This window comes from Pseudomonas sp. MIL9, assembly GCF_016887925.1.
GTDB classification, from domain to species: Bacteria; Pseudomonadota; Gammaproteobacteria; order Pseudomonadales; family Pseudomonadaceae; genus Aquipseudomonas; species Aquipseudomonas mohnii.
In genome coordinates this window covers 1-24,217 of record NZ_JAFEHE010000020.1, presented here as the reverse complement: position 1 = coordinate 24,217, position 24,217 = coordinate 1, and the positions used below count along the sequence as shown (strand labels likewise).

At 57.8% G+C, this 24,217-nt stretch carries 22 protein-coding genes; 7 read left to right on the top strand and 15 right to left on the bottom strand.

Going from position 1 to position 24,217, the window contains the following annotated elements:
* Positions 1-14: 14 nt before the first annotated feature.
* The 3 genes from JQF37_RS19680 to JQF37_RS19670 form a co-directional block, all read right to left on the bottom strand.
* A complete protein-coding gene (locus JQF37_RS19680) occupies positions 15-1,361 on the bottom strand; it encodes an ATP-binding protein (RefSeq protein ID WP_130209463.1) in 1,347 nt (448 codons plus the stop codon).
* Entirely contained in the window at positions 1,358-2,035 is a 678-nt protein-coding gene (locus tag JQF37_RS19675) for a response regulator (RefSeq protein ID WP_034146140.1), read from the bottom strand. Before JQF37_RS19675 ends, JQF37_RS19680 begins: the two co-directional genes overlap by 4 nt.
* A 119-nt stretch (positions 2,036-2,154) precedes the next feature.
* On the bottom strand, positions 2,155-2,757 hold the full coding sequence (locus JQF37_RS19670; protein ID WP_130209461.1) for a hypothetical protein: 603 nt from the start codon (positions 2,755-2,757) through the stop codon (positions 2,155-2,157).
* A gap of 145 nt (positions 2,758-2,902) precedes the next feature.
* Between JQF37_RS19670 and JQF37_RS19665 the strand changes: the two genes are divergently transcribed.
* Complete coding sequence (locus tag JQF37_RS19665) at positions 2,903-3,694, top strand: dienelactone hydrolase family protein (protein WP_130209459.1); 792 nt, start codon at positions 2,903-2,905, stop codon at positions 3,692-3,694.
* Positions 3,695-3,803: 109 nt separating this feature from the next.
* Positions 3,804-4,529 carry a 4'-phosphopantetheinyl transferase superfamily protein gene (locus tag JQF37_RS19660; protein ID WP_204149756.1) on the top strand — a complete coding sequence of 242 codons (726 nt, stop codon included), beginning with the start codon at positions 3,804-3,806 and terminating at the stop codon, positions 4,527-4,529.
* 58 nt (positions 4,530-4,587) lie between these two features.
* On the opposite strand, the gene JQF37_RS19655 is transcribed toward JQF37_RS19660, so the two are convergent.
* Together JQF37_RS19655 and JQF37_RS19650 are read right to left on the bottom strand one after the other, a co-directional pair.
* Complete coding sequence (locus tag JQF37_RS19655) at positions 4,588-6,198, bottom strand: ATP-binding protein (RefSeq protein WP_130209455.1); 1,611 nt, start codon at positions 6,196-6,198, stop codon at positions 4,588-4,590.
* The gene (locus JQF37_RS19650; RefSeq protein ID WP_130209453.1) at positions 6,195-6,917 is read right to left on the bottom strand and encodes a response regulator; all 723 of its coding nucleotides are present in this window, start codon (positions 6,915-6,917) and stop codon (positions 6,195-6,197) included. The genes JQF37_RS19655 and JQF37_RS19650 overlap by 4 nt, the downstream gene beginning before the upstream one ends.
* A gap of 733 nt (positions 6,918-7,650) precedes the next feature.
* Between JQF37_RS19650 and JQF37_RS19645 the strand changes: the two genes are divergently transcribed.
* Complete coding sequence (locus tag JQF37_RS19645; RefSeq protein ID WP_090324544.1) at positions 7,651-10,545, top strand: ribonucleoside-diphosphate reductase subunit alpha; 2,895 nt, start codon at positions 7,651-7,653, stop codon at positions 10,543-10,545.
* A 250-nt stretch (positions 10,546-10,795) separates the two neighbouring features.
* On the opposite strand, the gene flgE is transcribed toward JQF37_RS19645, so the two are convergent.
* From flgE to JQF37_RS19615, 6 genes are all read right to left on the bottom strand, one after another.
* Positions 10,796-12,109 carry a flagellar hook protein FlgE gene (gene flgE / locus JQF37_RS19640; protein WP_130209451.1) on the bottom strand — a complete coding sequence of 438 codons (1,314 nt, stop codon included), beginning with the start codon at positions 12,107-12,109 and terminating at the stop codon, positions 10,796-10,798.
* A gap of 31 nt (positions 12,110-12,140) precedes the next feature.
* Positions 12,141-12,863 carry a flagellar hook assembly protein FlgD gene (flgD, locus tag JQF37_RS19635; protein WP_130209449.1) on the bottom strand — a complete coding sequence of 241 codons (723 nt, stop codon included), beginning with the start codon at positions 12,861-12,863 and terminating at the stop codon, positions 12,141-12,143.
* 15 nt (positions 12,864-12,878) lie between these two features.
* Positions 12,879-13,322: a flagellar basal body rod protein FlgC gene (gene flgC / locus JQF37_RS19630; protein ID WP_034146132.1), complete on the bottom strand. Its 444-nt coding sequence runs from the start codon at positions 13,320-13,322 to the stop codon at positions 12,879-12,881.
* A gap of 3 nt (positions 13,323-13,325) precedes the next feature.
* A complete protein-coding gene (flgB, locus tag JQF37_RS19625) occupies positions 13,326-13,733 on the bottom strand; it encodes a flagellar basal body rod protein FlgB (RefSeq protein WP_047532287.1) in 408 nt (135 codons plus the stop codon).
* 277 nt (positions 13,734-14,010) lie between these two features.
* Positions 14,011-14,838 carry a protein-glutamate O-methyltransferase CheR gene (gene cheR, locus JQF37_RS19620; protein WP_130209447.1) on the bottom strand — a complete coding sequence of 276 codons (828 nt, stop codon included), beginning with the start codon at positions 14,836-14,838 and terminating at the stop codon, positions 14,011-14,013.
* Between the two features lie 46 nt (positions 14,839-14,884).
* Positions 14,885-15,817 (bottom strand): chemotaxis protein CheV, encoded by a 933-nt coding sequence (locus JQF37_RS19615; protein ID WP_130209445.1) that lies wholly within the window; start codon positions 15,815-15,817, stop codon positions 14,885-14,887.
* A gap of 83 nt (positions 15,818-15,900) precedes the next feature.
* On the opposite strand from JQF37_RS19615, the gene flgA reads away from it, so the two are divergent.
* From flgA to JQF37_RS19595, 4 genes are all read left to right on the top strand, one after another.
* Complete coding sequence (flgA, locus tag JQF37_RS19610) at positions 15,901-16,662, top strand: flagellar basal body P-ring formation chaperone FlgA (protein ID WP_130209443.1); 762 nt, start codon at positions 15,901-15,903, stop codon at positions 16,660-16,662.
* A gap of 180 nt (positions 16,663-16,842) precedes the next feature.
* Complete coding sequence (gene flgM / locus JQF37_RS19605) at positions 16,843-17,169, top strand: flagellar biosynthesis anti-sigma factor FlgM (protein WP_130209441.1); 327 nt, start codon at positions 16,843-16,845, stop codon at positions 17,167-17,169.
* Between the two features lie 49 nt (positions 17,170-17,218).
* Complete coding sequence (locus JQF37_RS19600; RefSeq protein ID WP_047532295.1) at positions 17,219-17,686, top strand: flagellar protein FlgN; 468 nt, start codon at positions 17,219-17,221, stop codon at positions 17,684-17,686.
* A gap of 92 nt (positions 17,687-17,778) precedes the next feature.
* Entirely contained in the window at positions 17,779-18,525 is a 747-nt protein-coding gene (locus tag JQF37_RS19595) for a flagellar brake protein (protein ID WP_103406856.1), read from the top strand.
* Between the two features lie 63 nt (positions 18,526-18,588).
* Here JQF37_RS19595 and JQF37_RS19590 read toward each other — a convergent pair whose 3' ends face one another.
* The 4 genes from JQF37_RS19590 to JQF37_RS19575 form a co-directional block, all read right to left on the bottom strand.
* The gene (locus tag JQF37_RS19590; RefSeq protein WP_130209439.1) at positions 18,589-19,953 is read right to left on the bottom strand and encodes an MFS transporter; all 1,365 of its coding nucleotides are present in this window, start codon (positions 19,951-19,953) and stop codon (positions 18,589-18,591) included.
* A 69-nt stretch (positions 19,954-20,022) separates the two neighbouring features.
* Positions 20,023-21,264, bottom strand: a complete 1,242-nt coding sequence (locus JQF37_RS19585; RefSeq protein ID WP_189340448.1) for a glutamine synthetase family protein — start codon at positions 21,262-21,264, stop codon at positions 20,023-20,025.
* Between the two features lie 215 nt (positions 21,265-21,479).
* A complete protein-coding gene (locus JQF37_RS19580) occupies positions 21,480-22,172 on the bottom strand; it encodes a HAMP domain-containing sensor histidine kinase (RefSeq protein ID WP_130209435.1) in 693 nt (230 codons plus the stop codon).
* On the bottom strand, positions 22,169-23,773 hold the full coding sequence (locus JQF37_RS19575; protein ID WP_130209433.1) for a response regulator: 1,605 nt from the start codon (positions 23,771-23,773) through the stop codon (positions 22,169-22,171). Before JQF37_RS19575 ends, JQF37_RS19580 begins: the two co-directional genes overlap by 4 nt.
* Positions 23,774-24,217 lie beyond the last annotated feature (444 nt).

The window sequence follows — 24,217 nt, the reverse complement described above, 5'->3', positions numbered from 1 at the left end:
GTAGGAAACCAGGATCAAACCGCCGGGAAATGAATCCGGAACGCCGCTCCGCCCAAGGGTGAGTCGCCCAGAGTCAGTTTGGCGCTGTAGCTTTCAATGATGTCCTTGACCACTGCCAGGCCGATGCCCTGCCCCGGATGCTGGCGGTCAAGACGCTCACCGCGCTGCAGGATTCGCGCGCGCTGGTCGGGGGGCACTCCGGGGCCGTCGTCTTCGACACACAACTCGATACCGCTCAAGGTTTGGCGAACGCTGATTCGCACTTCACCAAGGCACAAGCGATAAGCGTTCTCCAGCAGGTTCCCCATCATCTCCAGCAAGGCGCCCTGCTCGATGGGCACATAACACTGCGGCGGCAAGTCCATGGCGACTCGCACGCGCTTGTCGCGATAAACCTTATCCAAAGTGTCACACAGACTTTGCAACACAGGCTGCAGTTGCACCTGATGGCGCACAAGACCGCTTTTGCGCAGGCTGGCGCGTTGCAATTGATAGCTGATCTGCTGACTCATGCGCTCGATCTGGGTTTGCAGGACCCGGGCTTGCTCACGATTTTCCGGGCGTTGCGCCATGTCTTCGCTGACGCCTTGCAACACCGTCAACGGGGTTTTGAGGCTGTGCGCCAGATCATCAAGGGAGTCGCGATAACGGCTACGCTGCTCACGCTCGCTGTGTAGCAAGCGGTTCAGGGAGCCAGTCAAGCGCAGCAGTTCGCGCGGATGTTGCTCGCTGAGACTTTCGCGGGTGCCGCCTTCGATCTCGTCCAGCTCCTGACTGAGCCGGCGCAACGCCTGCAAGCCCCAGGTCAGACCGATCCACAGTAAGGCCAGCAATACCAGCAATGCCGCACCGAAGCCCAGGTAGAGGTTATCCCGCAGACCTTCAAGGGTGCGTTCGTATTCACGTACCGGCTGCAGCGCGACAATGCTGAACGCCGCGCTTTTACCACCCAGCAGCTTGACCTCGACGTCATAGACGAAGAACTCCTGGCCATTGGCTTCGCTGATTCTTGCGAACTCGTTACCGCTTCCGTCATAGCGCGGCTTGTAATTGATGTTCTCTTCCTGAGTCCCCTTCGACCGCCAGACCAGACGACCTTCACGGTCATAGATATAACCGAGCAAACGGCTGTCAGTGAGATTGAAGCGCTCGTCGGGCAATTGCGCCGGCATCTGCAGATGGTTGTTCTCCACCCGGGCGGCGGAGATCAGCGTCGTCACATCCGACGCCAGACGCTGTTCGATGGAATCCTGCAGAGCCAGGCTGAACGCACCCTGCATGGCCGGCAGCAACGCCAGCATGAACAACACCGCCAGAAGGGTGGCGGCGACCATCAAACGCAGACGAAGAGAACTGATCAAGTGCAACGCTCATTGAACAGGTAGCCGAGGCCCCGTACGGTATCGATCGGCTTGAACCCGGCCGGCCCTTCCAACTTGCGCCGCAGGCGGCCGACCAGCACTTCGATCACGTTCGGATCACGCTCGTCGTCATCCGGGTACAACTGTTCCATCAGGCGATCCTTGGCCACCACTTGCTGGTGATGGCGCATCAGGTATTCAAGGATACGGTACTCGTACGCCGTCAGCGCCAGCGGCTGTTCATCGAGAGTCGCCTGTTTTCGATTGAGGTCGAGCAACAACGGCCCAGCGACAATGGTCGACTGTGTGAAACCACTGGACCGACGCAGCAAAGCGTTGAGCCGGGCGTCGAGTTCTTCGAACTGGAACGGCTTGACGACATAGTCATCAGCACCGGCGGCGAGGCCTTCGACCTTGTCCTGCCAGTTGCCACGCGCCGTGAGAATGAGGATCGGAAAGGTCTTGCCCCGCGAGCGCAGTTGGCGAATCAGATCGAGCCCGCCCATGCCCGGCAGGCCGAGGTCGATCACCGCCAAGTCATGATTGAACTGTTCGGTCTGGTACAAAGCCTCTTCGGCATTGGCCACGGACTCGACTACGTGCCCGCTATCCGTCAGGCGGGTTTGCAGGTGATGGCGCAATAGCGCCTCATCTTCGACAACCAGCAGTTTCATAACACGCTCCCAGGCACATCAGTCTCCAGAGGCACGCACAGCACACCTCGATAGTTTACAGGCCGGCACCGGCTCAACCTCCTGGTTGATCCGGTGCCGGCCCGTCGCGAATGTTTTTTTCAGAAAGCGTAGTTGGCGGAAACGTAAGTCTGGGCGCTGCTGGTCAGTCTCAGCGAACCCTGTTTGCTGCCACCGTGCTCGCTCATCTCGGTGCTGGCATTGCTTCGCAGGTAACGGTACCCCAGTTCAACCGACGTATTTTGCGAAACCTGCTGTAAAACTCCCATCTGTCCGCCAATCGCGTAACCGATATTGCTGTCGCGACTGAAACCTGGCGATTCCTGAGTCATTTTGGTCAATCCCGCCGAGGCGCCGCCGAAGAGTTTGGTAGTGCCACCTACCGGGTAGAACAGATCGTAGCTGCCCAAGAGATTTTCCTGACGCAGTTTAATGCCATTGTGCGAGCCCGACACGTTGTCGTAAGTGGCGTAGTAGCGCCCTTGGCTGTTTTGCTGGCCCAGACGCACACCCCAGGTTGTGTCCTTGCCAATCACGCCGTCAGCGTTCGGACGATTAAGGTTGTCGTTCAGGGCGTGGGACTTTTTGATCTTGTCGCTGGTCTGCCCTAAAGTCAGGCCGCCAAAAGTGTCGTTGGACGCGAACGCTGTCGTGCTTGCGCCCAAAATGGTGAATGCCAGAAGCAGTTTTTTGAATCCAGTCATGGTGAAACTCCTCGTAAGTTGCTTGTTTGTTGGCTACGGGGCAAGACTACTTACGCCGCCCTGAACTCCCCCTGAACGCGCCCTTAACCTAAGCTGAACCAACTCTTCCCGAGTGTTTCCATGAGTTTCAACAGGAGATTCGACCATGCGCATGTTCTTCGCTGTCCTCTTGCTGGCCTTGAGCGGACTCAGCCAGGCCGCCATCAAGACCCAGGAAATGCCCTACCAAACTGCCGACGGCACGAAAATGATCGGCTATTACGCCTACGACGATGCGATCAAAGGACCGCGCCCAGGTGTTGTGGTCGTGCACGAATTCTGGGGGCTCAACGACTACGCCAAACGACGTGCCCGGGATCTGGCCGGTCTGGGCTACAGCGCACTGGCCATCGATATGTATGGTGACGGCAAGAACACCGAACATCCGAAGGACGCCATGGCTTTCATGCAAGCCGTTTTGAAAGACAGCGCGGTGGCCAGCGCACGGTTCCAGGCCGGGCTCGATCTGCTGAAGAAACAGCCGCAAACCGACCCCAATAAAATGGCCGCCATTGGCTACTGCTTCGGTGGCGGCGTGGTGCTCAATGCGGCACGTCAGGGTGTGCCTTTGGCTGGTGTCGTCAGTTTCCACGGCGCACTGGCAACCAATACCCCTGCTACGCCAGGCAGCGTGAAAGCGAAAATTCTCGTCGAACACGGCGCCCGGGACAGCATGATCACTCCCGAAAATGTCGCTGCGTTCAAAGCCGAAATGGACAAGGCCGGCGCCGACTACACATTCGTCAGCCTCGACGGTGCCAAGCATGGCTTCAGCAATCCTGATGCCGATCGCTTGAGCCACGGCGATCATGGCGGGCCGGACATCGGTTACAACAAGCCGGCGGATGAAAAGTCGTGGGCGGACATGCAGGCGTTTTTCAAAAAGATTTTCAGCTGACACGCCCAACGTCGGGAGCCGAGCATCCCTGGGGCGAGGGAGCTTGCTCCCTCGCCCCAAAGCCCTTGACTACTACCCAGCGCCAATCCAACCCGGCAAAATGCCAGACATGAACCCAATCCCCGCCCTGCCCGCTTTCTGCACCCCACTCGATGCCCATTGGCCGCTGCCCCATGTGCTGCCCGATACCGTGCTGTTGAGCACGCACTTCAATACCTCGCAACTGGTCAGCGACGATTTCCAGCGCAGCGCCATTGAAGCGCCAGCGACCATCCAGCGCTCCGTCGCCAAGCGTCAGGCGGAGTTTCTCGCCGGCCGTGTCTGCGCCCGTGCCGCACTGCAACAATTGGAAGGTCTGAACGTCAGCCCGGCCATCGGCGAAGACCGGGCCCCCGTCTGGCCGGCACACATTACCGGCTCGATCACTCACAGCACGGGCCGTGCCGCCGCTATCGTCGCAAAAAAAAGCCATTGGCGCGGACTGGGAATGGACCTGGAAAACCTGCTGAACGCCGAACGGGCCGAGCGCCTGGCCGCAGAGATCCTCACCCCGCCCGAACTGCAGCGCATGGCGGCCGGCCATCACGATCAACTGGCGTTATGGGTAACCCTGACCTTTTCGGTGAAAGAGAGCCTGTTCAAGGCGCTCTATCCGATCGTCCGGCAGCGTTTCTACTTTGAACACGCCGAAGTACTGGAGTGGACTGAAAGTGGAGAGGTGCGGCTGCGATTACTGACGGACCTGTCCGCCGAGTGGCGCAACGGCACCGAGCTGGATGCGCAGTTCGGGGTCAAGGATGGGCAGTTGTTGAGCCTGGTCAGTCTCCAGGCCTGAAAACTCTAGCGCCTGTACGGGACTCCTCGCAGAGGCGATTGCCCAGACAACCAAGCTCTCAACGCTTCTCCTGATTGCGCGGCCAGCTCAAACTGAAACAGGCGCCCCCCAGGCTCTTGCTCTTGCCGATCAACGCCCGCCCGTCGTGCCAATGAATGATGCGTCGCACGATGGACAACCCCAACCCATGCCCGCCCGAAGCACGGGTACGGCTGTCGTCGAGGCGCAGAAACGGAGTAAAGATTTTCTCCCAGGCGATTTCCGGCACGCCCGGCCCGTCATCCTCGACATCGACCCGACAGCGCTGCTGCCCAACCTGATAGCTGATGGTCACCCGTGATTGCGCGTGACGCATGGCGTTACTCACCAGGTTCTGCAGCGCCCGATGCAGGTAGCGCGGTTCAGCCTCGACCCAGGCGTCGTCGCAATCGGCCGCCGACAGGCACAACCCGCGCTGCACCGTGACGTCGGCACGCAAAGGCGCCAGCTCCTCGATCACCTGATTGACCAGCGCATCCAGGTCGATGCGCTGGAAGTTCAGCGCCGGCGAGCCCTGCTCGAGCCGTGCGTAAGTGAGCATTTCATCGACCAGTCGGTCGAGATCCTCAATGTCGTGGTCCATGCCTTCACAGTACTTTTCCAGGGCTTGCGGCGTGGTGGCCGAACCAATCATCTCCAGGCCGAAACGCAGGCGCGCCACCGGCGTACGCAGCTCGTGGGAAACGGCGCGCACCAGTTCGCGCTGGATCGCCAGCAATTGTTGCAAGTGTTCGGCCATGCCGTTGAACGCCGACGCCAGACGCCCCACCGAGTCCGCACCGCGCGCCGGCACACGGGTTTCCAGGCTCCCCTTGGCGATGCGCGTGGCCGCTGCCTCAAGACCGCGCAAGCGGCGCTCCAGTTGGCGAACCAGCAGGTAAACGATCAAACCGATCAGCGTGAGTCCCAGTGCGGCAATCAGCACGAGCCATTCCGGCGGATAAGGATTCATCTGATACAAAGGGCCGATTTCCAGGACCCATGGGGTCCCGACCATGCCGGCGAACACGCGGATCGAATCGCCCTCCTTGCCCAGCGCCATCACCGTGTCACCTTCGGACACTCGACGACTCTGGTCCTCGTCCATGTCCGCCTCATCGACCGTGACCAGACGCAAGTCGAAGCCAAAACCCTTGTCCTGCTTCAGTTGTGCCAGGCGCTGGGGTTGCTCGGCCACCGGCACGCGCACCAGTTCATCGGTCAACAGGTAAATCGTCGCCCGCGCCAGTTGCTCACTGATCTGCTGGACTTCCCCCGTGAGTACCAGTTGTTCCTTTTCGCTGACCAGCCGGTAAACCTTCGCCGCATGCGGACCGGTCTGCTCCACCAGCGCTTGACCGTGCAGCACGCGGGTGCGCTGCGTCAGGTCAAGGTCGGTCTGGTTGAAGGTTTTCAGCGCCAGCGGAATCCCCAGCAGGCGCTCCCACACCAGCAAGGCACGATGGCGCTCGGTCTCGTTCATCGGTTGCAGGTTGTCGGCCATCAACGAGAACGTGCCATGGGCCAGGCGCTCGCGGTACTGCTCGCTGCGTACCTGGTTGAGCATGTGTAACGCCAGCACACCGAGCACCGCCACCAGGACCAGCGCGGCGCACATGCCGCCGTAGATTCGCAGGAAGATCGAGTTCACAGCGGCGAGTCTACACAGGCCTCAGGAACGAACAGGTAGCCTTTGCTGCGCACGGTCTTGATCAGACGAGGGTGATCCGGGTCATCGCCGATTTTCGGGCGGATGCGTGAAATGCGCACGTCGATGGAGCGATCCTGGCCGTCATAGCCGATGCCACGCAGCGCCGTGAAGATTTCTTCCCGGGACAGAATGCGTCCGGCATTGGCTACCAACAGCCAGAGCAGATCGAATTCGGCGCTGGTCAGTTCGATGCCATTGTCGTTAAGCCAGGCTTCGCGCAAAGCGTTGTCCACGACCAACGGACCGAACTGCAGCCGCCGTTGTTTCTCCGGGGCGGCTTCTGGTATTTCACTACGCCGCAACAACGCCTGGATGCGTGCCAGCAGCAAGCGTGGACGCACGGGTTTGCATACGTAGTCGTCGGCACCCAGGTCGAGGCCGAGGATCTGGTCGGTATCGTCGGTACGCGCGGTGAGCATCAGGATCGGCCCGTCATAGCGGTCGCGGACTTTGCGGCAAATGCTCAAGCCGTCCTCGCCGGGCAGCATCAGGTCGAGGATTACCAGGTCCGGTTTTTCCTTGATGATGCGGGCAGCGGCAAGGGCACCATTGCCTTCGATCGACACTCGCAGGCCGTTGGCTTCCAGGTAATCGCGGGTGAGTTCGGCCAGACGCTGGTCATCCTCGACAATCAATACCTGCCAGGCTTCTTGCTCCACGGGTGACCTCTTCTCGCCAGTAACTCTAATAAGGAAGGATCCGCCCGTCTTTTTGTAATGATTGGGGAGGATAAATTGCCTGCATGCTGGCCGATTGTATAAACGTCGCTCGCGCAGAACACAAGCCGCTAAATGCGTTCGGACAAGACGGTTTTTTGTGATAGGGTTCGCGCCCTTAAAAATCCACCTGGCCGTTTTCGATCATTGAAAATTGATGAAAAAAGGTCCGGTCCAGCAGCATTGCGGCCTACACGCCGATTCGCTCTTTCACACACAATTTACGCACAGGTTTATCCACAGGTAGTACGTTGCAATCCCCCCCCAAAACGCATTATCTTGTACCTCGGCGCCAAAAAAACCCTAGATGTAGGGTTTTGCGCAAAAGACCAAACACAAACCGGACATCAATTTCAAGCGCTTTTCTTGCCACCCTCCGGTTGAACCAAACGTATTTTCGAAAGCCAAAACCGCGCGTGCGGATGGTTACTGTATTTCGGCCCAAAAGGGTGAAAACGGTACGGGTGTTGCAGTCCCCAACTGTCACCTCAAAGGACCCCGGCCTCCCGCCCAAGGCGTGAGACCAAAGACTTCGGCATGGAAGCGGCGCCCAAATAGCCCCCTTCCTACTGTCCCGAAGTTGTTATTCCCGGCATTCGCCGGTTGTAGTGCTTCAGGACAGAACGGTGGGCACCGTGATGGTGCCCAAACAAACATAGAGAACGTGGAGACACCCATGCAAACCGACACAACTCGCGAGAACCCGCAGGGCACCTTGCCGCAGGCCGCTGATTCGAATTCGGATCTGTCCGCCACCGCGCCAGGCCAGCTTCGCGTGATCAAGCGTAACGGCACTGTCGTTCCTTACACCGATGACAAAATCACCGTCGCCATCACCAAAGCGTTTCTCGCAGTTGAGGGCGGCACCGCTGCCGCTTCGTCGCGAATCCACGACACCGTTGCACGCCTGACCGAACAGGTCACCGCGACCTTCAAGCGTCGCATGCCATCGGGCGGCACCATCCACATCGAAGAAATCCAGGACCAGGTAGAACTGGCCCTGATGCGCGCCGGCGAGCAGAAAGTCGCTCGCGACTACGTGATCTATCGTGATGCCCGTTCCAAGGAACGCGCCGTACGCGCCCCGGCCGAAGAAGCGGTCAACGCTCATCCTTCGATCCGCATCACCCGTGCCGACGGCAGCCTGGCGCCGCTGGACATGGGCCGCCTGAACACCATCGTCACCGAAGCCTGCGAAGGCCTGGAAGAAGTCGACGGCGACCTGATCCAGCGCGAAACCCTGAAAAACCTGTACGACGGCGTGGCCCTGACCGACGTCAACACCGCCCTGGTGATGACTGCCCGTACGCTGGTCGAGCGCGAGCCGAACTACTCGTTCGTCACCGCCCGCCTGCTGATGGACACCCTGCGTGCCGAAGGCCTGGGCTTCCTCGGCGTCGCCGAAAGCGCCACCCACCACGAAATGGTCGACCTGTACGCCAAGGCCCTGCCTGCCTACATCGCCAAGGGTATCGAATTCGAATTGCTGAACCCGGTTCTGGCCGACTTCGACCTGGAAAAACTGGGCAAGGCGATCAACCACGAGCGCGACCAGCAGTTCACCTACCTGGGCCTGCAAACCCTGTACGACCGTTACTTCATCCACAAGGATGGCGTGCGGTTCGAACTGCCGCAGATTTTCTTCATGCGCGTGGCCATGGGCCTGGCGATCGAAGAGAAGCAAAAGGAAGACCGCGCGATCGAGTTCTACAACCTGTTGTCGTCCTTCGACTACATGTCCTCGACGCCAACGCTGTTCAACGCCGGCACCCTGCGTCCGCAGCTGTCGAGCTGCTACCTGACCACCGTGCCGGATGACCTGTCGGGCATCTACCACGCGATCCACGACAACGCCATGCTGTCGAAATTCGCCGGTGGCCTGGGCAACGACTGGACGCCTGTTCGTGCCCTGGGTTCGTACATCAAGGGCACCAACGGCAAATCCCAGGGCGTCGTACCGTTCCTGAAAGTGGTGAACGACACCGCCGTCGCCGTTAACCAGGGTGGCAAGCGCAAGGGCGCTGTCTGTGCCTACCTGGAAACCTGGCACATGGACATCGAGGAATTCATCGAACTGCGCAAGAACACCGGTGATGATCGTCGTCGTACCCACGACATGAACACCGCCAACTGGATTCCTGACCTGTTCATGAAGCGTGTCTTCGATGACGGCAAGTGGACCCTGTTCTCGCCGTCCGAAGTTCCAGACCTGCACGACCTGACCGGCAAGGCCTTCGAAGAGCGCTACGAGTACTACGAAGCCCTGACCGAGTACCCAGGCAAGGTCAAGCTGTTCAAGACCATCCAGGCCAAAGACCTGTGGCGTAAAATGCTGTCCATGCTGTTTGAAACCGGCCACCCATGGCTGACCTTCAAAGACCCGTGCAACCTGCGCAGCCCGCAGCAGCACGTCGGCGTTGTCCACAGCTCGAACCTGTGCACCGAGATCACCTTGAACACCAACAAGGACGAAATCGCCGTTTGCAACCTGGGCTCGATCAACCTGCCGAACCACATCGTCAACGGCAAGCTGGACACCGCCAAGCTGCAACGCACCGTGAACACTGCCGTGCGCATGCTCGATAACGTGATCGACATCAACTACTACTCGGTGCCGCAAGCGAAGAACTCCAACTTCAAGCACCGTCCGGTCGGCCTGGGCATCATGGGCTTCCAGGACGCGCTGTACCTGCAACACATCCCTTACGGTTCCGACGCGGCTGTCGAGTTCGCCGACAAGTCGATGGAAGCGGTCAGCTACTACGCGATCCAGGCTTCCTGCGACCTGGCTGACGAGCGCGGCGCCTACGAGACGTTCCAGGGCTCTCTGTGGTCCAAGGGCATCCTGCCGCTGGATTCGCAACAGATCCTGATCGAGCAACGTGGCCAGAAGTACATCGACGTTGACCTGAACGAAACCCTGGACTGGGCCCCTGTGCGCGCCCGTGTACAGAAAGGCATTCGTAACTCCAACATCATGGCCATCGCTCCGACCGCGACTATCGCCAACATCACTGGCGTTTCGCAGTCGATCGAACCGACCTACCAGAACCTCTATGTGAAATCGAACTTGTCGGGCGAGTTCACCGTGATCAACCCGTATCTGGTTCGCGATCTGAAAGCTCGCGGCCTGTGGGATTCGGTCATGATCAACGACCTGAAGTACTACGACGGTTCCGTGCAGCAAATCGAGCGCATCCCGCAAGAACTCAAAGAGCTCTACGCGACCGCCTTCGAAGTGGACACCAAGTGGATCGTTGACGCAGCAAGCCGTCGTCAGAAGTGGATCGACCAAGCCCAGTCCCTGAACCTGTACATCGCCGGCGCTTCGGGCAAGAAGCTGGACGTGACCTACCGCATGGCCTGGTACCGTGGTCTGAAAACCACTTACTACCTCCGTGCCCTGGCCGCGACCAGCACCGAGAAGTCGACCATCAACACCGGCAAGCTGAACGCTGTTTCCAGCGGCGGCAACCACGGTGACGACTCGGTCCTGGCTGCGCCAGCAGGTCCGGCGCCAGTGCCGAAGGCTTGCGCCATCGACGAGCCGGATTGCGAAGCTTGCCAATAAGCTGAGCTGGTCAGCGTCGCAAAGCGCTTACCTGAAACCCCCGATGAGCCACTGGCTGATCGGGGGTTTTCTTTTGCCTCTTGAAGGAGCGAGCTTGCTCGCGATGTAAGCGAAAGCAACACGGGTGATCAGCCAGAACGCGTGATCGTTAACGTCCATCGCGAGCAGGCTCGCTCCTACCGGACCGACCCAAAACTAAAAAGCCCCTCTTGCGAGGGGCTTTTTGTGCAGCGCTTTCAGCCAACCTGCATCAGGTCATCTGAATAATGGTCTGCATGATGGTGCTTTGGGTGGAGATGGTCTTGGCGTTCGCCTGGTAGTTGCTCTGCGCCTTGATCAGGTCGACCAGTTCGTTGGTCAGGTTAACGTTGGACTCTTCCAGGGAGTTGGAAACCACTGCGCCCAGGGTACCGGTTTTCGGTGCATCAACGCCGGCCACGCCCGAGGCGAAGGTTTCTTTCCAGCGGGTACCGCCGATTGGCTGCAAGCCTTGCTCGTTGGCGAAGCTGGCCACCGCTACCTGTCCGATGGCCTTGGTTTGCTGGTTGCTGAAGTTGGCGGTCATGACGCCGCTTTCGTCGATGGTCAGGCTGGAGATCTGGCCGGTGGCGTAGCCGTCCTGGTATTGGGCGGTACGGGCGGTTGGCGAGTTGTAAGAAGTGGTCAGCGCCATGTTGAACGCAATACCGCCAGTGGCAGCGACGGAACCGTTCGGGCCCCAGGTCACTGGAATCGCTGCGGCGTTTGTAATGGCGCCAGGCACCCAACCAGTCATGGTCAACGTGTTACCGGTCTTGGTCCAGCCGGCACCCGCCGTCAGCGTGTTAATGCTGCCATCGGAGTTGAAAGTGATATCAGCGGTCAACGGAGTCAGGGTGTTGTTGGCCGGATCCGATGGGGTACGGCCGTCCATGTAGGTATAGACACGCCAGGCATTGGTACCCGTTTTCACGTAGTACTGGTCCATGGTGTGCTCGTTACCCTGGCTGTCGTAGACCTTGGTGGAGATAGTCTTGTTATAGCTATTAGTATCTGTCGGGCTGAACGTGGCCACGGTAGGCATTGTTTCCGCCGAGTTCAGGTTCATCGTCTGATCAACCTTGGTAGTCGGATTCGGCTTCAGGCTCGACGTATCAATCTTCAAGTCAGTCAACACACCGTTGATGATCTTGCCATTGGAGTCGACGCCATAACCCTGCAGACGGTTGCCGTTGTTGTCGACCACGTAGTTCTGGGCGTCTGTCTTGAACGCACCGGCACGGGTGTAGCTCAGGGAGCCGTTGTCGCTAAGGATGAAGAAACCGTTGCCCTGGATACCCATGTCCAACACGTTGCCGGTGTTGTTCACGTCGCCCTGGCCAAACTGCTGGGAAACGTTGGCCAGACGCACGCCGTTGCCGACAGTCTTGCTACCGGTACCCAGGCGCGTGGCCGAGTACACGTCTTCGAATTCTGCACGGGACGATTTGAAACCGGCGGTCGCGACGTTGGCGATGTTGTTGCCGGTTACGTCCAGCTGTTTGTTGGCTGCATAGAGACCGCTGAGGCCGATATTGAAAGACATATTCCACTCCTTTGTGCCGTGTTAGTCGGCTCTATATACCAATGGTCTGTACTTTGGAGAGGGCAACACTGCCCAGGCCTGCCAGGTTCAGCATCATCTCGCCACCGGTCTGGCTGATGGTCACGCTGTTGACGGTGGCCGGCAGGTAAGTCACCAGCGAGGTCGCCTGACTGTCGTAAGTCGCGGTAGCCGCAAACTTGTAAGTGCCGGCCTTGGCCACTTCGCCCGCATCGTTTTTGCCGTCCCAGATGAAACTGGCGTTACCGGCTTGCTGGCTGCCCAGGTCGATGGTGCGAACAACTTTGCCATCGGTATCAGTGATCTTGATCGTCACCGGATTCGTCGAGGCAGGTACGACCGCCGTACCGTTTAAACTCTTGGAGGTGTCGACCACTGCGGTGTCGGTCTGGGCAACAACAGAACGACCTACCAGCGAAGAAGCCTGCAACGCTTGAGACGAGTTGTAGTTGCTGGCAATGCCGCTGACCGTATCGTTGAGCGTGGTAATCCCTTCCAGGCTACTGAACTGTGCCAATTGAGCCACGAACGCGCTGTTGTCCTGCGGGTCCAGCGGGTTCTGGTTTTTCAGTTGCGTCACCAGCAACTGCAGGAACGCGTCCTTGCCCAGGGTCTGGTTGCCTGTGGAGCTGCTGACCGCCGATCCCAGACTGTCCTTCGTGGTGCTGGTCTTGACCGAAGAATTGGCCAAGACATCCTTGAGGCTCAAACCGCTGGTCGAATCGCTAACACTCATCTGAGTCGCCCCTTATCACTGACCGAGGGTCAGGACTTTCTGCATCATGGTTTTGGCGGTGTTCATCATTTCGGCGTTGGTCTGGAACGAACGACTCGCGGAAATCATGTCAGCCATTTCTTCCACTACGTTGACGTTCGGGTAGTAGACGTAGCCCTTGGCATCGGCAGCCGGATGGTTCGGCTCATAACGCGCCTCGAGATTGCTCTGATCTTCGACCACGCCCATGACCTGCACGCCTTGACCGGCGGCGTCCTGGTTCTGGAACAGCGAATCGCTGCCGCCGCTCTGGCCGCCCTGGAACATGGTGGCGAATACCGGGTGACGCGCACGATAGGTCTGGTCGATGCTCGACGAGACGGTTTCGGCGTTGGCGATGTTCGAAGCGACGGTGTTCAAACGAGTGGTTTGCGCACTCATGCCGCTACCGGCAATGTTGAAAACACTGGACAGGGACATGACTTACTCTCCGCGCAGGGCTGACACCAGCCCCTTGAATTTGCTGTTGAGCAGCGTGAAGCTGGCCTGGAAGCCGACTGCGTTTTCCGCGTAGTTCGACTGTTCCAATTGAGCGTCCACGGTGTTCTGGTCGATCGAGGGTTGCATCGGCGTGCGATACATCAGCGACTCATCACCATTACCCAGGCCTTCGGCTTCGATATGACGACTGTTGGTCATGTTCAAGGCGAACGTGCCGTTCTTGGCTTTATCGCTCTGTGCCTCGAGCACTTTAGAGAACTCCAGATCCCGAGCCTTGTAGTTCGGGGTGTCGGCGTTGGCAATGTTGTTGGCCAGAACTTCGGCGCGCTGAGCGCGAAAGCCCAGAGCCTTTTCGTGAATACCGAGCGCTTTATCGAAGCTGATGCTCATGTCGGGAAACCTTCGGGTGACCTGATTTTTCGTACGATGAACTTAGCAAGCGTCATGCCAATTCATGAAACCCCGTAAACCGGGGCTTTGCGAGCAGTGGCAACGCGGCAATGCCAGAAAAGCGGCAACCGTTTTCCGCCGCCTGCCGCTTTTCTGCCGCTTCCCCATTGGCAAACGCATGCGTTTTTGGAAGCGGGCTCGAGGTGTTGGCAGGAATACACCGGGCATAAAAAAACGGGAGCCCTCTGAGGTCTCCCGTTTTCTGTCCAGCAACGAATCACTTCGCCTGGTAAATGATCCCCGGACTGCACTGGACCATCTGGTAATGATCCGGCAATCCATTCAGCGCTTCCGAAGCACCAAGGAACAGATAACCACCGGGCTTCAACGTACTGTGAATGCGCAACAGGATGTCCTTCTTCACTTCGGCAGAAAAGTAGATCAAGACGTTGCGGCAGAACACGATGTCGAACTTGCCCAGGCTGGCGTAACTGTCCAGCAGATTGAACGAGCGGAACTCCACCCGACTCTTGATCGGAGCCTTGATGACCCAGCGCCCCGGCCCTTTCGGGTCGAAATATCGTTGCAGTCGCTCAGGTGACAGGCCGCGACCAATGGCCAGGCTGTCGTACTCGCCGGTCTTGCAGTTGGTCAGCATGGTGCCGGAAAGATCGGTGGCAACAATCTGCACCCCCATCTTCAACTGTCCCATGTTGGCCCGCTCGAACTCATCGATGGACATCGACAGCGAATACGGCTCCTGACCCGACGAGCATGCCGCCGACCAGATACGCAGACGCTGACCGGGACTGGCCTTGATCGCTTCGGGCAGCACCTTGTTCTTCAAGACTTCAAAGGGGTAAGTATCACGAAACCAGAGGGTTTCATTGGTGGTCATGGCATCCACCACCTGCTCGCGCAAACCGCTGCGCGGCTGGGTCTGCATGCGCTGGACAAGCTCACCCAACGACTTGATACCCTGCTGCTCCATCAGTTTGTTGAGACGGCTCGAGACCAGATACTGCTTGTTTTCACCGAGCAAAATGCCACAGGCTTTTTCCAGGAATACCCGGAACTGTTCGAAATCCAAATTACCCGTTGACAATGCTACCGCCTCTTAAATCGTGTTGACTGCCAGGAGCCGAACGCCCCTAGCTGATGTCTGCTGCTTTGATCCGGTCGACCACCCGGGATGCCAGGTCATCAGGACGGAATTTGGCGAGGAAGTCATCGGCACCGACTTTCTTGACCATCGCCTGATTGAACACACCCGACAACGAAGTATGCAGGATGATATGAAGCTTTTGCATGCGAGGGTCGTTGCGGATCTCCGCCGTCAGTGTGTACCCGTCCATCTCCGGCATCTCGATGTCGGAGATCATCATCAGGAACTCTTCTTCCGGCTTCTTGCCCTCATCGACCAGTTTGCGCAGGTAGTCCAGCGCTTGCCGACCATCGTTCAATGCCACCACTTCGACGCCGACCGTTTGCAGGCAACGCGTGACCTGCTTGCGCGCCACCGACGAATCATCGACCGTCAGCACACGCAAAGAGAGCGCTTTGTGCTGGGTTTCGACGTCCACCACGCCGACCGAAATCGCTTCCGGTGTCGGAGCCACTTCCGCCAGCACCTTTTCGACATCGATGATTTCGACGAGCTGATTGTCGACCCGAGTCACCGCCGTCAGGTAGTGATCGCGACCAGTGCCCTTGGGTGGTGGATGAATCTCCTCCCAGTTCATGTTCACGATGCGCTCCACCGAGCGCACCAGGAAACCCTGGGTCTTGGTGTTGTACTCCGTGATGATCACGAAAGGATTGTTCCTGTCTTTCAAGCCCCCGGAGCCGGTCGCCATCGCCAGATCAAGGATTGGAATGGTCGCCCCCCGAATATTCGCCACGCCGCACACGACAGGACTGGACTTGGGCATCAGCGTCAATTGGGGGCATTGCAGCACCTCCCGAACCTTGAATACGTTGATCCCATACAGCTGCTGGCCGTCAAGACGGAACAACAACAGCTCAAGGCGATTCTGCCCCACCAGTTGCGTGCGCTGGTTTACCGAATCCATTACACCAGCCATGCCCAGACTCCTACACCAACGCTAAGTGTTGTTGCGACGCACATTCATCTCTAAACGGCACGGCGCTTGCTTTTTATCTCTCTATGAACACAGAACCGACATTATTTCGACGCCTGGCCACACCCTACCGCAAATTAATCGGCGTGTTGGCGGCTGCATGCCTGTTCAACGCTGGCAGCCCTGCCCTTGCTGACGCGGTTACCTTGCCTGACATGCTTATCGGCGTCACTCAGGGCTTTCTTGAGTTCACCGTAGAAGACTATCTGGCCACCAGTCAAACGGAAGGTCGCTACGAAATCCAGGTCAACCAGCTCGATCCCCGATTGCGCATGCCAATGTGCGACAAGGAATTGACAGCCTCTCTTGAGAGTCCGGCCAAGCCGTTGGGGCGGGTAACGGTCAAGGTTCGCTGCGAAGGCGCTTCGCCCTGGACTGTGTTCGTACCCGCTCAAGTACGCCTGTTTCGCGACGTCGTGACCACCACTCGACCGCTGCGCCGTGCCGGCATTGTCGAACTTGGAGACGTCACCTTGCGAGAGCGCGACATCAGCCTGATCAGCCAGGGCTATCTGACCTCGGTGGATCAGGCGATCGGGCAAAGATTGACCCGACCAACGGTCACTGACCAGGTCATTACCCTGGTGCACATCGAGCAGGCCGAAGTCATTCGCAAGGGCGATCAGGTGGTGATTACCGCACGCACGGGGACGCTCAGTGTGAGAATGCCTGGCGAGGCACTGGCCAGCGGTGGCCTGAACGAACAGATCCGGGTCAAGAACCTCAACTCCCAGCGAGTCATCAAGGCGCAGGTCACCGCGCCGGGTCAGGTGGAAGTGTCCATGTAGGGTTCTCTATTCCTGGTGCTCGCAGCTCAAGAGGATGGCGCTAACCCAGGCTGTTCCCTAAACTGTCCTCCATTCAGGGCGAGCACTGACGCGCGCAAGCTCATTGATAAACGGGCCTAAAGTTTTTCAGGGAATGGCCGAAAACATGGCAAGCGTCCAAATTCCCAGAGGTTTTTTATCATGGTCATCGATTTCAGCCGTTTGAACAGCTCCTCGTCACTTACAGGCAGTACACGTACCAGCGCAAGCCAGGCAGCGGCCGAGGCCGATAAATCCGCGTCGCTGAATACCCCGGCCGAACAGGCCAGTACCGTCAAAAGCGGGGAATCGGTACATCTCAGCAATGAGGCTCAACAGTTGCAAAAGGTCACTGATACGCTGCGCGATCAACCTGTCGTCGACAACGCCCGCGTGGCTGCGTTGAAAGCAGCGATCGCCGATGGCAGCTACAAAGTCGACAGCAACCGTGTAGCCAGCAAACTGCTCAACTTCGAAGCCCAGCGCTAGGCCCAAGGCCTGCGCCAGGCTTTTGGACGCTTAAAACCCAAGGCCAGCCATGCAAGACACTAATTTACTGCAACTGATCATCGACGATTTTGCTCCAGCGCAACAATTGCTGGAGTTACTGCAGATCGAGTCCCTCGCCTTGCATGGTCGCGACATGCCTCTGCTCGAAAACGTTCTAGCGCAGAAACAGGCATTGATCATCTTGCTCGAACAGCATGGCCGCAAGCGCAGCGAGATCCTCGCCAGCCTCAACCTGCCAGCCAACCGCAGCGGCCTGGAACAATTGGCCAGCCAGTCAAGCGTTGGCGAAGCATTGCTGGCGCAAAGCGATGTGCTGACCAACCTCCTGGCCCAGTGCCACACGACCAATGCCAGCAACGGACAGTCGATTCTGATACAGCAAGCCGCTACGGCTACCCAGCTGAAAATTCTTACCGGCGGCGAACCTCCCGCGCTCTACGATGCCAGCGGATCATTCTCCAAGCTTGTGAAACCGCGCCCGCTCAGTCAGGCTTAAGCTTGTCGATGAGCACGCTCTATCAAGACGCGAAACATGCTGGCAAAATGCCAGTTAGCCGTAGTCAAAATTTGTCTGGAGATTGATTAACCGTGTCCAATGCCTTAAATGCGGATGATGCTCCGCAGCCACCCAAGGTGCTTAGCACGCCTCTGGAAATCTCCAGCAACCTGCGCCAGCTGCAAGAAAGTCATGACCCACTGATCATTACGTTCCACGAGCGCAGCCAGCGTTTCCAGAGCTATCTGGTGGACATTGATCGTGAAACCAACATGATTGCCCTGGACGAAATGATTCCCCGAGACGGCGAACGTTTCCTGTTGGCCGGCGAACCCTTCAAAGTCGAAGGCTTCCACGAAGGCGTGCGCATTGCTTGGGAAAGCAACGGTCCGCTGACTATCGACGAATCCGGCGATAGTCGTTGCTATCGCGGCACGCTGCCCGATGAAGTGGTCTACCACCAGCGCCGCAATGCGTTTCGCGCTGCGTTGAAGCTGGCACAATTGGTCGACGTCGACCTTGATGGCGAGAAAATCAAGGCACCGATCAGCGGCAAGCTGCTGGACATCTCGGCTACCGGTTGCAAGTTACGCTTTTCTGGCGACATCACTGACCGCCTGCAATTGGGTCAAGTCTATGACCGCTTCGTGGCCGCCCTGCCCTTTGGCAAGATGACAGCCCCGGTCGAGTTGCGTTACCTGCACTTTGAAGAAAAGATCTCCACCACCTTCGCCGGTGTGCGCTTCCATAACATGAGCGGACTGGTGCAACGGCAGGTCGAGCGGTTCGTCTATCAGTTGCAACGCGAAGCGCGTCGCTTCGACAAAGACGACTTCTGAGACAGTCCTTCAATAAAAACGGGCAGTCCCTTGCGGTGACTGCCCATTTTTTTTGCCTCAATGTTATGGCCTGGCCTCGGTAAAACTTTTTTCGCTGCCCGCGTCCGGCTGCTCACGAGGTGTATCGTCCTCAGGCTCCGATTCGGACCCTGGTTCGGAAGGTATCGGGTTCTGCATCTGGTCCTGCACCACCTGCTCATTCACCCGCGGATCGAGTGCCGCCACCAGTGGCGAGCTCGACATACTATCCGGCATGGCGACGTGCTGCAGAGGCGCATCGTCCACCTGATGCAGGTTGGTTACCGCTTTCGGACGGATTCGCCACACCAGGATCAACGCGAAAAAACTGAAGAATGCATAAAGCATCTGGCTGCCGAACAGCTTCATCAGCACCCCGGCCACCAGTGGTCCGATACTGGCGCCGACCCCGTAGGTCACCAACAACATCGCGGTCAGCGATACACGACGATCCCCCTCGATGTGGTCATTGGAAAATGCCACTGCCAGCGGATACAGACAGAACTGGACCAATGAGCAGAGAAAACCGGCGATGAACAATACCTCTAGAGGAACCCGCTCCATGATCGCCAACGGCAAAGCGGCCAGTGCCAGGCTGAAAGCAAAACTGCGGATCAACAGCGCCCGGTCATAGCGATCGGACAACCACCCCAGAGGCCATTGCACCAGCAGCCCGGCAAAAATGCAGCTGCCCATGAACAAACCAACCTGCTCGGTGGATAACCCTTGCTGAGAGGCATACAGCGGTGCCAAGCCATAAAACGAACCGACGATCAGCCCAGCCCCCAACACCGTACTCAACGACTGCGGCACACGCTTGATAAAGAACCTCGGCTCCATCGGTGCCGGATGCAACGGCGCCGGGTGAATGCGTCGGGTCAGGGCCACCGGCACCAGGCACAAGGCAAAGCACAGGGCGACCAACATCAGTAACTCGAGCCCCAACCCCGGGTGCATGACCAGAATCAACTGACCCAGCACCAACCCCAGATACGACGCAATCATGTAGCCGCTAAACACCACCCCGCGTTGCTTGGTGTCAGCCTGTTCATTGAGCCAGCTCTCGATGACCATGTATTGGCACATCATGCCGAGACCGACGATTACCCGCAGGAATAGCCAGGCAGGCAACCAGTTCACCAGACCATGGCCTAGCACCGCCGCGCCGACGATCCCGGCACAGGCCGAATAAGCTCGAATGTGGCCGACCCGGGCAATCAACCGGTGGCCGATTTTGCCACCCAGTACCAGGCCAAAATAGTTGGCAGCCATCAATGCACCGACCCACAGACTGTCGACATGGTCGGCAGCCAGGCGCAACGCCAGGTAAGTACTTAAAAGGCCTGAGCCGATCAACATCATCAGCGAGGCGAAATATAGCGCTCGAAAGGATTTCCAGATTTGGCGCATCGGCGTTCCGAGCGGCTCCTTGCAGTGAGAAACGGACTATCCAAACGATAGCCCGGTGTCGACATTTCGTCAGGCCTGGGCTGCTAGTACACGCCGTTCCCAGGGAGTAATTTCATCATAAAAACTGGTCAACTCCATGGTCTTCGAAGCGATGTAGCCTTCGATGAACTCTTTACCGAACAGTTCCTTTGCCAGTTGGCTACGTTTCAGACGCTCGAGAGCAGCATGCAAGGTACAGGGTAACGAAAGATTGTCCGGCACTTCAAATTCGCCCTGGATCGGATCGCTCGGTTCCAGTCGTCGTTCAATGCCATAGAGTCCCGCCGCCAGGCTAGCGGCAATTGCCAGGTAAGGGTTGGCATCAGCCCCCGGCAAGCGATTCTCGACCCGACGAGCGACCGGCGAACTGGCCGGAATACGCAAACCTGCCGCCCGGTTATCATGAGACCAGCAGGCATTATTCGGTGACGCGAAGGGATGGCACAAGCGCTGATACGAGTTCACGTTCGGCGCAAACAGCGCGGTGAAATCAGCCATGCAGGCCTGCTGTCCGGCAATGAAATGACGGAAGGTCGCCGTCGGTTGGCCGTCTTCAGCACTGAATACGTTATGTCCGTTATCGATATCGACGATGCTCTGGTGGATATGCATCGAACTGCCCGGCGTATGCGCCAATGGCTTGGCCATGCAGACAACGATCAGGCCATGCTTGAGCGCCACTTCTTTGAGCAAATGTTTGAATAGGAATGTCTGGTCGGCCAATAGCAGCGGATCGCCGTGCAGCAGGTTGATCTCAAACTGACTGACGCCCATTTCGTGCATGAAAGTATCGCGCGGCAAACCCAACGCCGCCATGCAGGCGTAGACCTCACTGAAGAACGGGCGCAGGCCGTTATTGGAGCTGACACTGAACGCCGAATGACCGTCCTCGCGACGTCCGTCCAGACCTGTTGGAGGCTGGAAGGGTTGAGACGGATCGGTATTAGGTGCGAAGACAAAGAACTCCAGCTCGGTTGCCACCACCGGCGCAAGGCCAAGCGCCGCGTAACGTGCGATAACAGCTTTGAGTTGACCACGAGTCGAAAGATTGGAGCTGGAACCGGTCAGCTCATCCGCGTCGCAGATGGCGAATGCCCGTGGCTGCTGGGTCCACGGCAGGCGATGGATCTGCGCGTGATCTGCAACCAGCGCGAGGTCTCCATCATCGCTTCCATAAAAGCGCGCTGGCGGATACCCACCCATGATGCATTGCAGCAGCACCCCGCGCGCCATCTGCAAACGGCGTCCGTCGAGGAAGCCCTCGGCGGTCATCACTTTGCCCCGTGGCACGCCATTCAAGTCCGGTGTGACGCATTCAATCTCATCAATACCCGTCAATCGCTGCGCGATTGAACTGTGGCCATCCGCTTTCATGACGCAATCCTTGTTGTTGTGCGAGCCGTGAACGACGACCCGTACAAAATAGACTCCGCGCGTTCAGAATATCAAGCAGCGACAATCAAAAAGGTCTGCGGCCAGGGAAAGGCTCAAGGCAGGTAAAGACTGAATACGCCTCCACCCAATGGACCGCCGTTGCTGATCCTGGTGTGCCCCCCGACGCCGTTTCGCTGATGCAAGGCTGCGATCCGCGCTGCAAAGTACAAACCCAGCCCGGTACTACCGCTGCTTTGATTGATACCCTGCACATAATCGGCCTGTCGCTCGATTATCTCGGACGGATACCCTTCACCATCATCGTTGATGGTCAGCACCAGTTGCCCAGCCTCATCGCTGACGGTGATCAATAGCGCATGCCGGGCATAACGAATGGCGTTGTTGATGCAGTTGGCCAGTACCGAAGCAATCAGCTCCCGATCGAAGAAACCCAAAGGGCTCAGCGGATCGACCTCGAAAGAAGCGGCAATACCACGGCTGGCGAACACGTCCTGGTGACACGCCAATTGCGCTTCAATGAAGTCATCCAACTCATGGTAGGCCGGCTGCAGGGGCATTTGATTGACGCCCAACTTGTACAGCCCCAGCAACTGCACGAGCATGCCGTTGAGGTGAGCGAACTCGAACTCAATCACGCCCTGCTCCGCAGATTGACGGGTCGGGTCGGGCAGGTTTGCCAACCATTGGCTGTGGGCGCGCATCAGCATCGCCAATGAGTTCTTCATGTCGTGTACGGTTGAAGCAATCACCGTAGAGAAATCCAATGCTTGCTGGTTGTCGTTCATTCGCCAAACGCCTTGCTTTTAAGCTTCTGATAACGCGGATAACGAGCATCGGTGTCAGGCATCAAACCAACCATTTTCAGACAGGTTCGACATTCTTCGAGCTCGGCCGACGGCACATTGGTATCAGCGCCATGCAGCAATGCCTGCGCCATGTTCAATGCGATGCTGATGTTTTTCGGCTGTAGCGCCAGGGCCTTGCGGAACACGTCCCGGGCTTCTACCAGATTACCGGTCTTGTACACGCGTACGCCTTGCCGGTTGAGGTCAGCGGCGGCATTACCGGAGTTGAGGATGGTCGGGTCATCGGTCAACTTGGCGATACCCTTCATGACAGCGGGGTCATCACCATAGATTTCCGCACAGTTTTTCAACATCGACGCGCCCGCACTGGGTTGCCCAAGCATTTGTAGTTGCTTGGCCACCAAGAGTGCCGCTTCCGCGCTCATGAACTGCTCCATGCCATCGAGGCGCATCATCGCTTGCTCGGTAAGCTTTTCGGCAGTTTCACTGTCGTTGAGCAAAAGACTGGTCGCTTTCATCAACCGGGCACGAATTTGCAGACCGGGGTCGGACGGATTCTCTTTGGCCACAGCGCTCAGCGTCGTATTGATCTCCAGCCGCGTTCGGGTATCCAGGCCCTTTTCACTCCCTTTGCTGATCAGGGCATGGGCCAGTCCGAGGTTACTTTCCGCATCCTTGAAACGTGACTGGGCGCCTTGGCTAACAGCTTGTCGGTAGGCTCTGGAGGCTGTGTCAAAATCTTCATTGGTCATCGCCAACTTGCCTAACTGCGCTTGTCGGCGCACGGCCAATGGCGATAAGCGAATTGCTTCTTCCAATACGGCCTGCGCCGCCTTGGTGTCACCTTCGGCGACCAGCACATCCGCCATACCGTCGTACAGCGCTGGCATCATCGGGAACACTTTCAGTGCTTTTTCGTAGACACCTTTAGCTTGTGCAACCTGACCCCGCTTGAACAGTAATTGCCCAAGCCCGGCAAAGGCCCAGGGCAAAGGACGATCGGCAATGATGCTGTCGTAAAGACGCTCAAGCGCCTCATTCTGGTTGAGATCACGCAGGGCATCGGCACGATAGCGCAGGCACAATGGCGAGTAGCGGATATCTTGCTTGCACAGGGCGATGCAGGCGTTTAGCACTTCAAGAGGCTTGTCCCGATCGAGCGCTTGCAGAATCGGCTTGAGCAAGGTTTTACGCTGCTCCAGGCGCTCCAGGCGCTGGGCCAGGCCGGAGCGGTTGAAGGGTTTGGTCAGGTACGCGTCGGGCTCGTGTTCCAGGGCGCTGAGTACCATGGCCTGACTGGTTTCGGCGGTGACCATGACGAATACACTTTCATGGCTGATCAGCTTTTCGATCATCAGGTCTTCGAGGACTTGTTGACCGTTCTTCTTGCCATCGCCGAGATGAAAATCCTGCAGGATGAAATCGTAGGACTTCTGCGCACACATACGCAGCGCTTGCTCACCGGAATCGGCAGTATCTACATCCTTCACACCCAGCTCCCGCAGCATGGACCTGACCGAACTGCGGAAATCCGAAAAATCATCGACGATCAGAAAACTCTTTTGGTGATACGACAGCATCGAAGATTTCCAGGCAATTTAAGAAGAAGAACCAAAAGGCCAATACGCGAAAAAGATCAGCTTCATTGCCTCTTTCGGCGCGCAGATGATAGCTAGTAGCCATTAGCTAGCAAGTGATTTTTCTCAAACCGAAACGACGGCTCGGAGGATGCGAGAAATAAAGCTCACTGTAGCCATACGGTTATCGGCCAGAGGTGGCGTTCTCTTGAAGCGGCAAAAGGGCTATCGCGCTTTTTTCGTTGCGAAAAAGGCCTCATAGGTAATACCCCCAGGAGCCAGAAACCACCGCTGCCGCTGCCATTTCCGGCGCCGTACTTTCCTGCGGACAAAAACAAAACCCCTACCTGCATACGCAGATAGGGGTTTCGGAATTTAATCTTGACGATGACCTACTCTCACATGGGGAAACCCCACACTACCATCGGCGATGCATCGTTTCACTGC

Coding starts and splice junctions, on each gene's coding strand:
- JQF37_RS19675 (WP_034146140.1), bottom strand. CDS start 2,035: ATGAAACTGCTGGTTGTCGAAGATGAGGCGCTATTGCGCCATCACCTG.
- JQF37_RS19670 (WP_130209461.1), bottom strand. CDS start 2,757: ATGACTGGATTCAAAAAACTGCTTCTGGCATTCACCATTTTGGGCGCA.
- JQF37_RS19665 (WP_130209459.1), top strand. CDS start 2,903: ATGCGCATGTTCTTCGCTGTCCTCTTGCTGGCCTTGAGCGGACTCAGC.
- JQF37_RS19660 (WP_204149756.1), top strand. CDS start 3,804: ATGAACCCAATCCCCGCCCTGCCCGCTTTCTGCACCCCACTCGATGCC.
- JQF37_RS19645 (WP_090324544.1), top strand. CDS start 7,651: ATGCAAACCGACACAACTCGCGAGAACCCGCAGGGCACCTTGCCGCAG.
- flgE (WP_130209451.1), bottom strand. CDS start 12,109: ATGTCTTTCAATATCGGCCTCAGCGGTCTCTATGCAGCCAACAAACAG.
- flgD (WP_130209449.1), bottom strand. CDS start 12,863: ATGAGTGTTAGCGATTCGACCAGCGGTTTGAGCCTCAAGGATGTCTTG.
- flgC (WP_034146132.1), bottom strand. CDS start 13,322: ATGTCCCTGTCCAGTGTTTTCAACATTGCCGGTAGCGGCATGAGTGCG.
- flgB (WP_047532287.1), bottom strand. CDS start 13,733: ATGAGCATCAGCTTCGATAAAGCGCTCGGTATTCACGAAAAGGCTCTG.
- JQF37_RS19615 (WP_130209445.1), bottom strand. CDS start 15,817: ATGGCTGGTGTAATGGATTCGGTAAACCAGCGCACGCAACTGGTGGGG.
- flgA (WP_130209443.1), top strand. CDS start 15,901: ATGAACACAGAACCGACATTATTTCGACGCCTGGCCACACCCTACCGC.
- flgM (WP_130209441.1), top strand. CDS start 16,843: ATGGTCATCGATTTCAGCCGTTTGAACAGCTCCTCGTCACTTACAGGC.
- JQF37_RS19600 (WP_047532295.1), top strand. CDS start 17,219: ATGCAAGACACTAATTTACTGCAACTGATCATCGACGATTTTGCTCCA.
- JQF37_RS19590 (WP_130209439.1), bottom strand. CDS start 19,953: ATGCGCCAAATCTGGAAATCCTTTCGAGCGCTATATTTCGCCTCGCTG.
- JQF37_RS19585 (WP_189340448.1), bottom strand. CDS start 21,264: ATGACCGCCGAGGGCTTCCTCGACGGACGCCGTTTGCAGATGGCGCGC.
- JQF37_RS19580 (WP_130209435.1), bottom strand. CDS start 22,172: ATGAACGACAACCAGCAAGCATTGGATTTCTCTACGGTGATTGCTTCA.
- JQF37_RS19575 (WP_130209433.1), bottom strand. CDS start 23,773: ATGCTGTCGTATCACCAAAAGAGTTTTCTGATCGTCGATGATTTTTCG.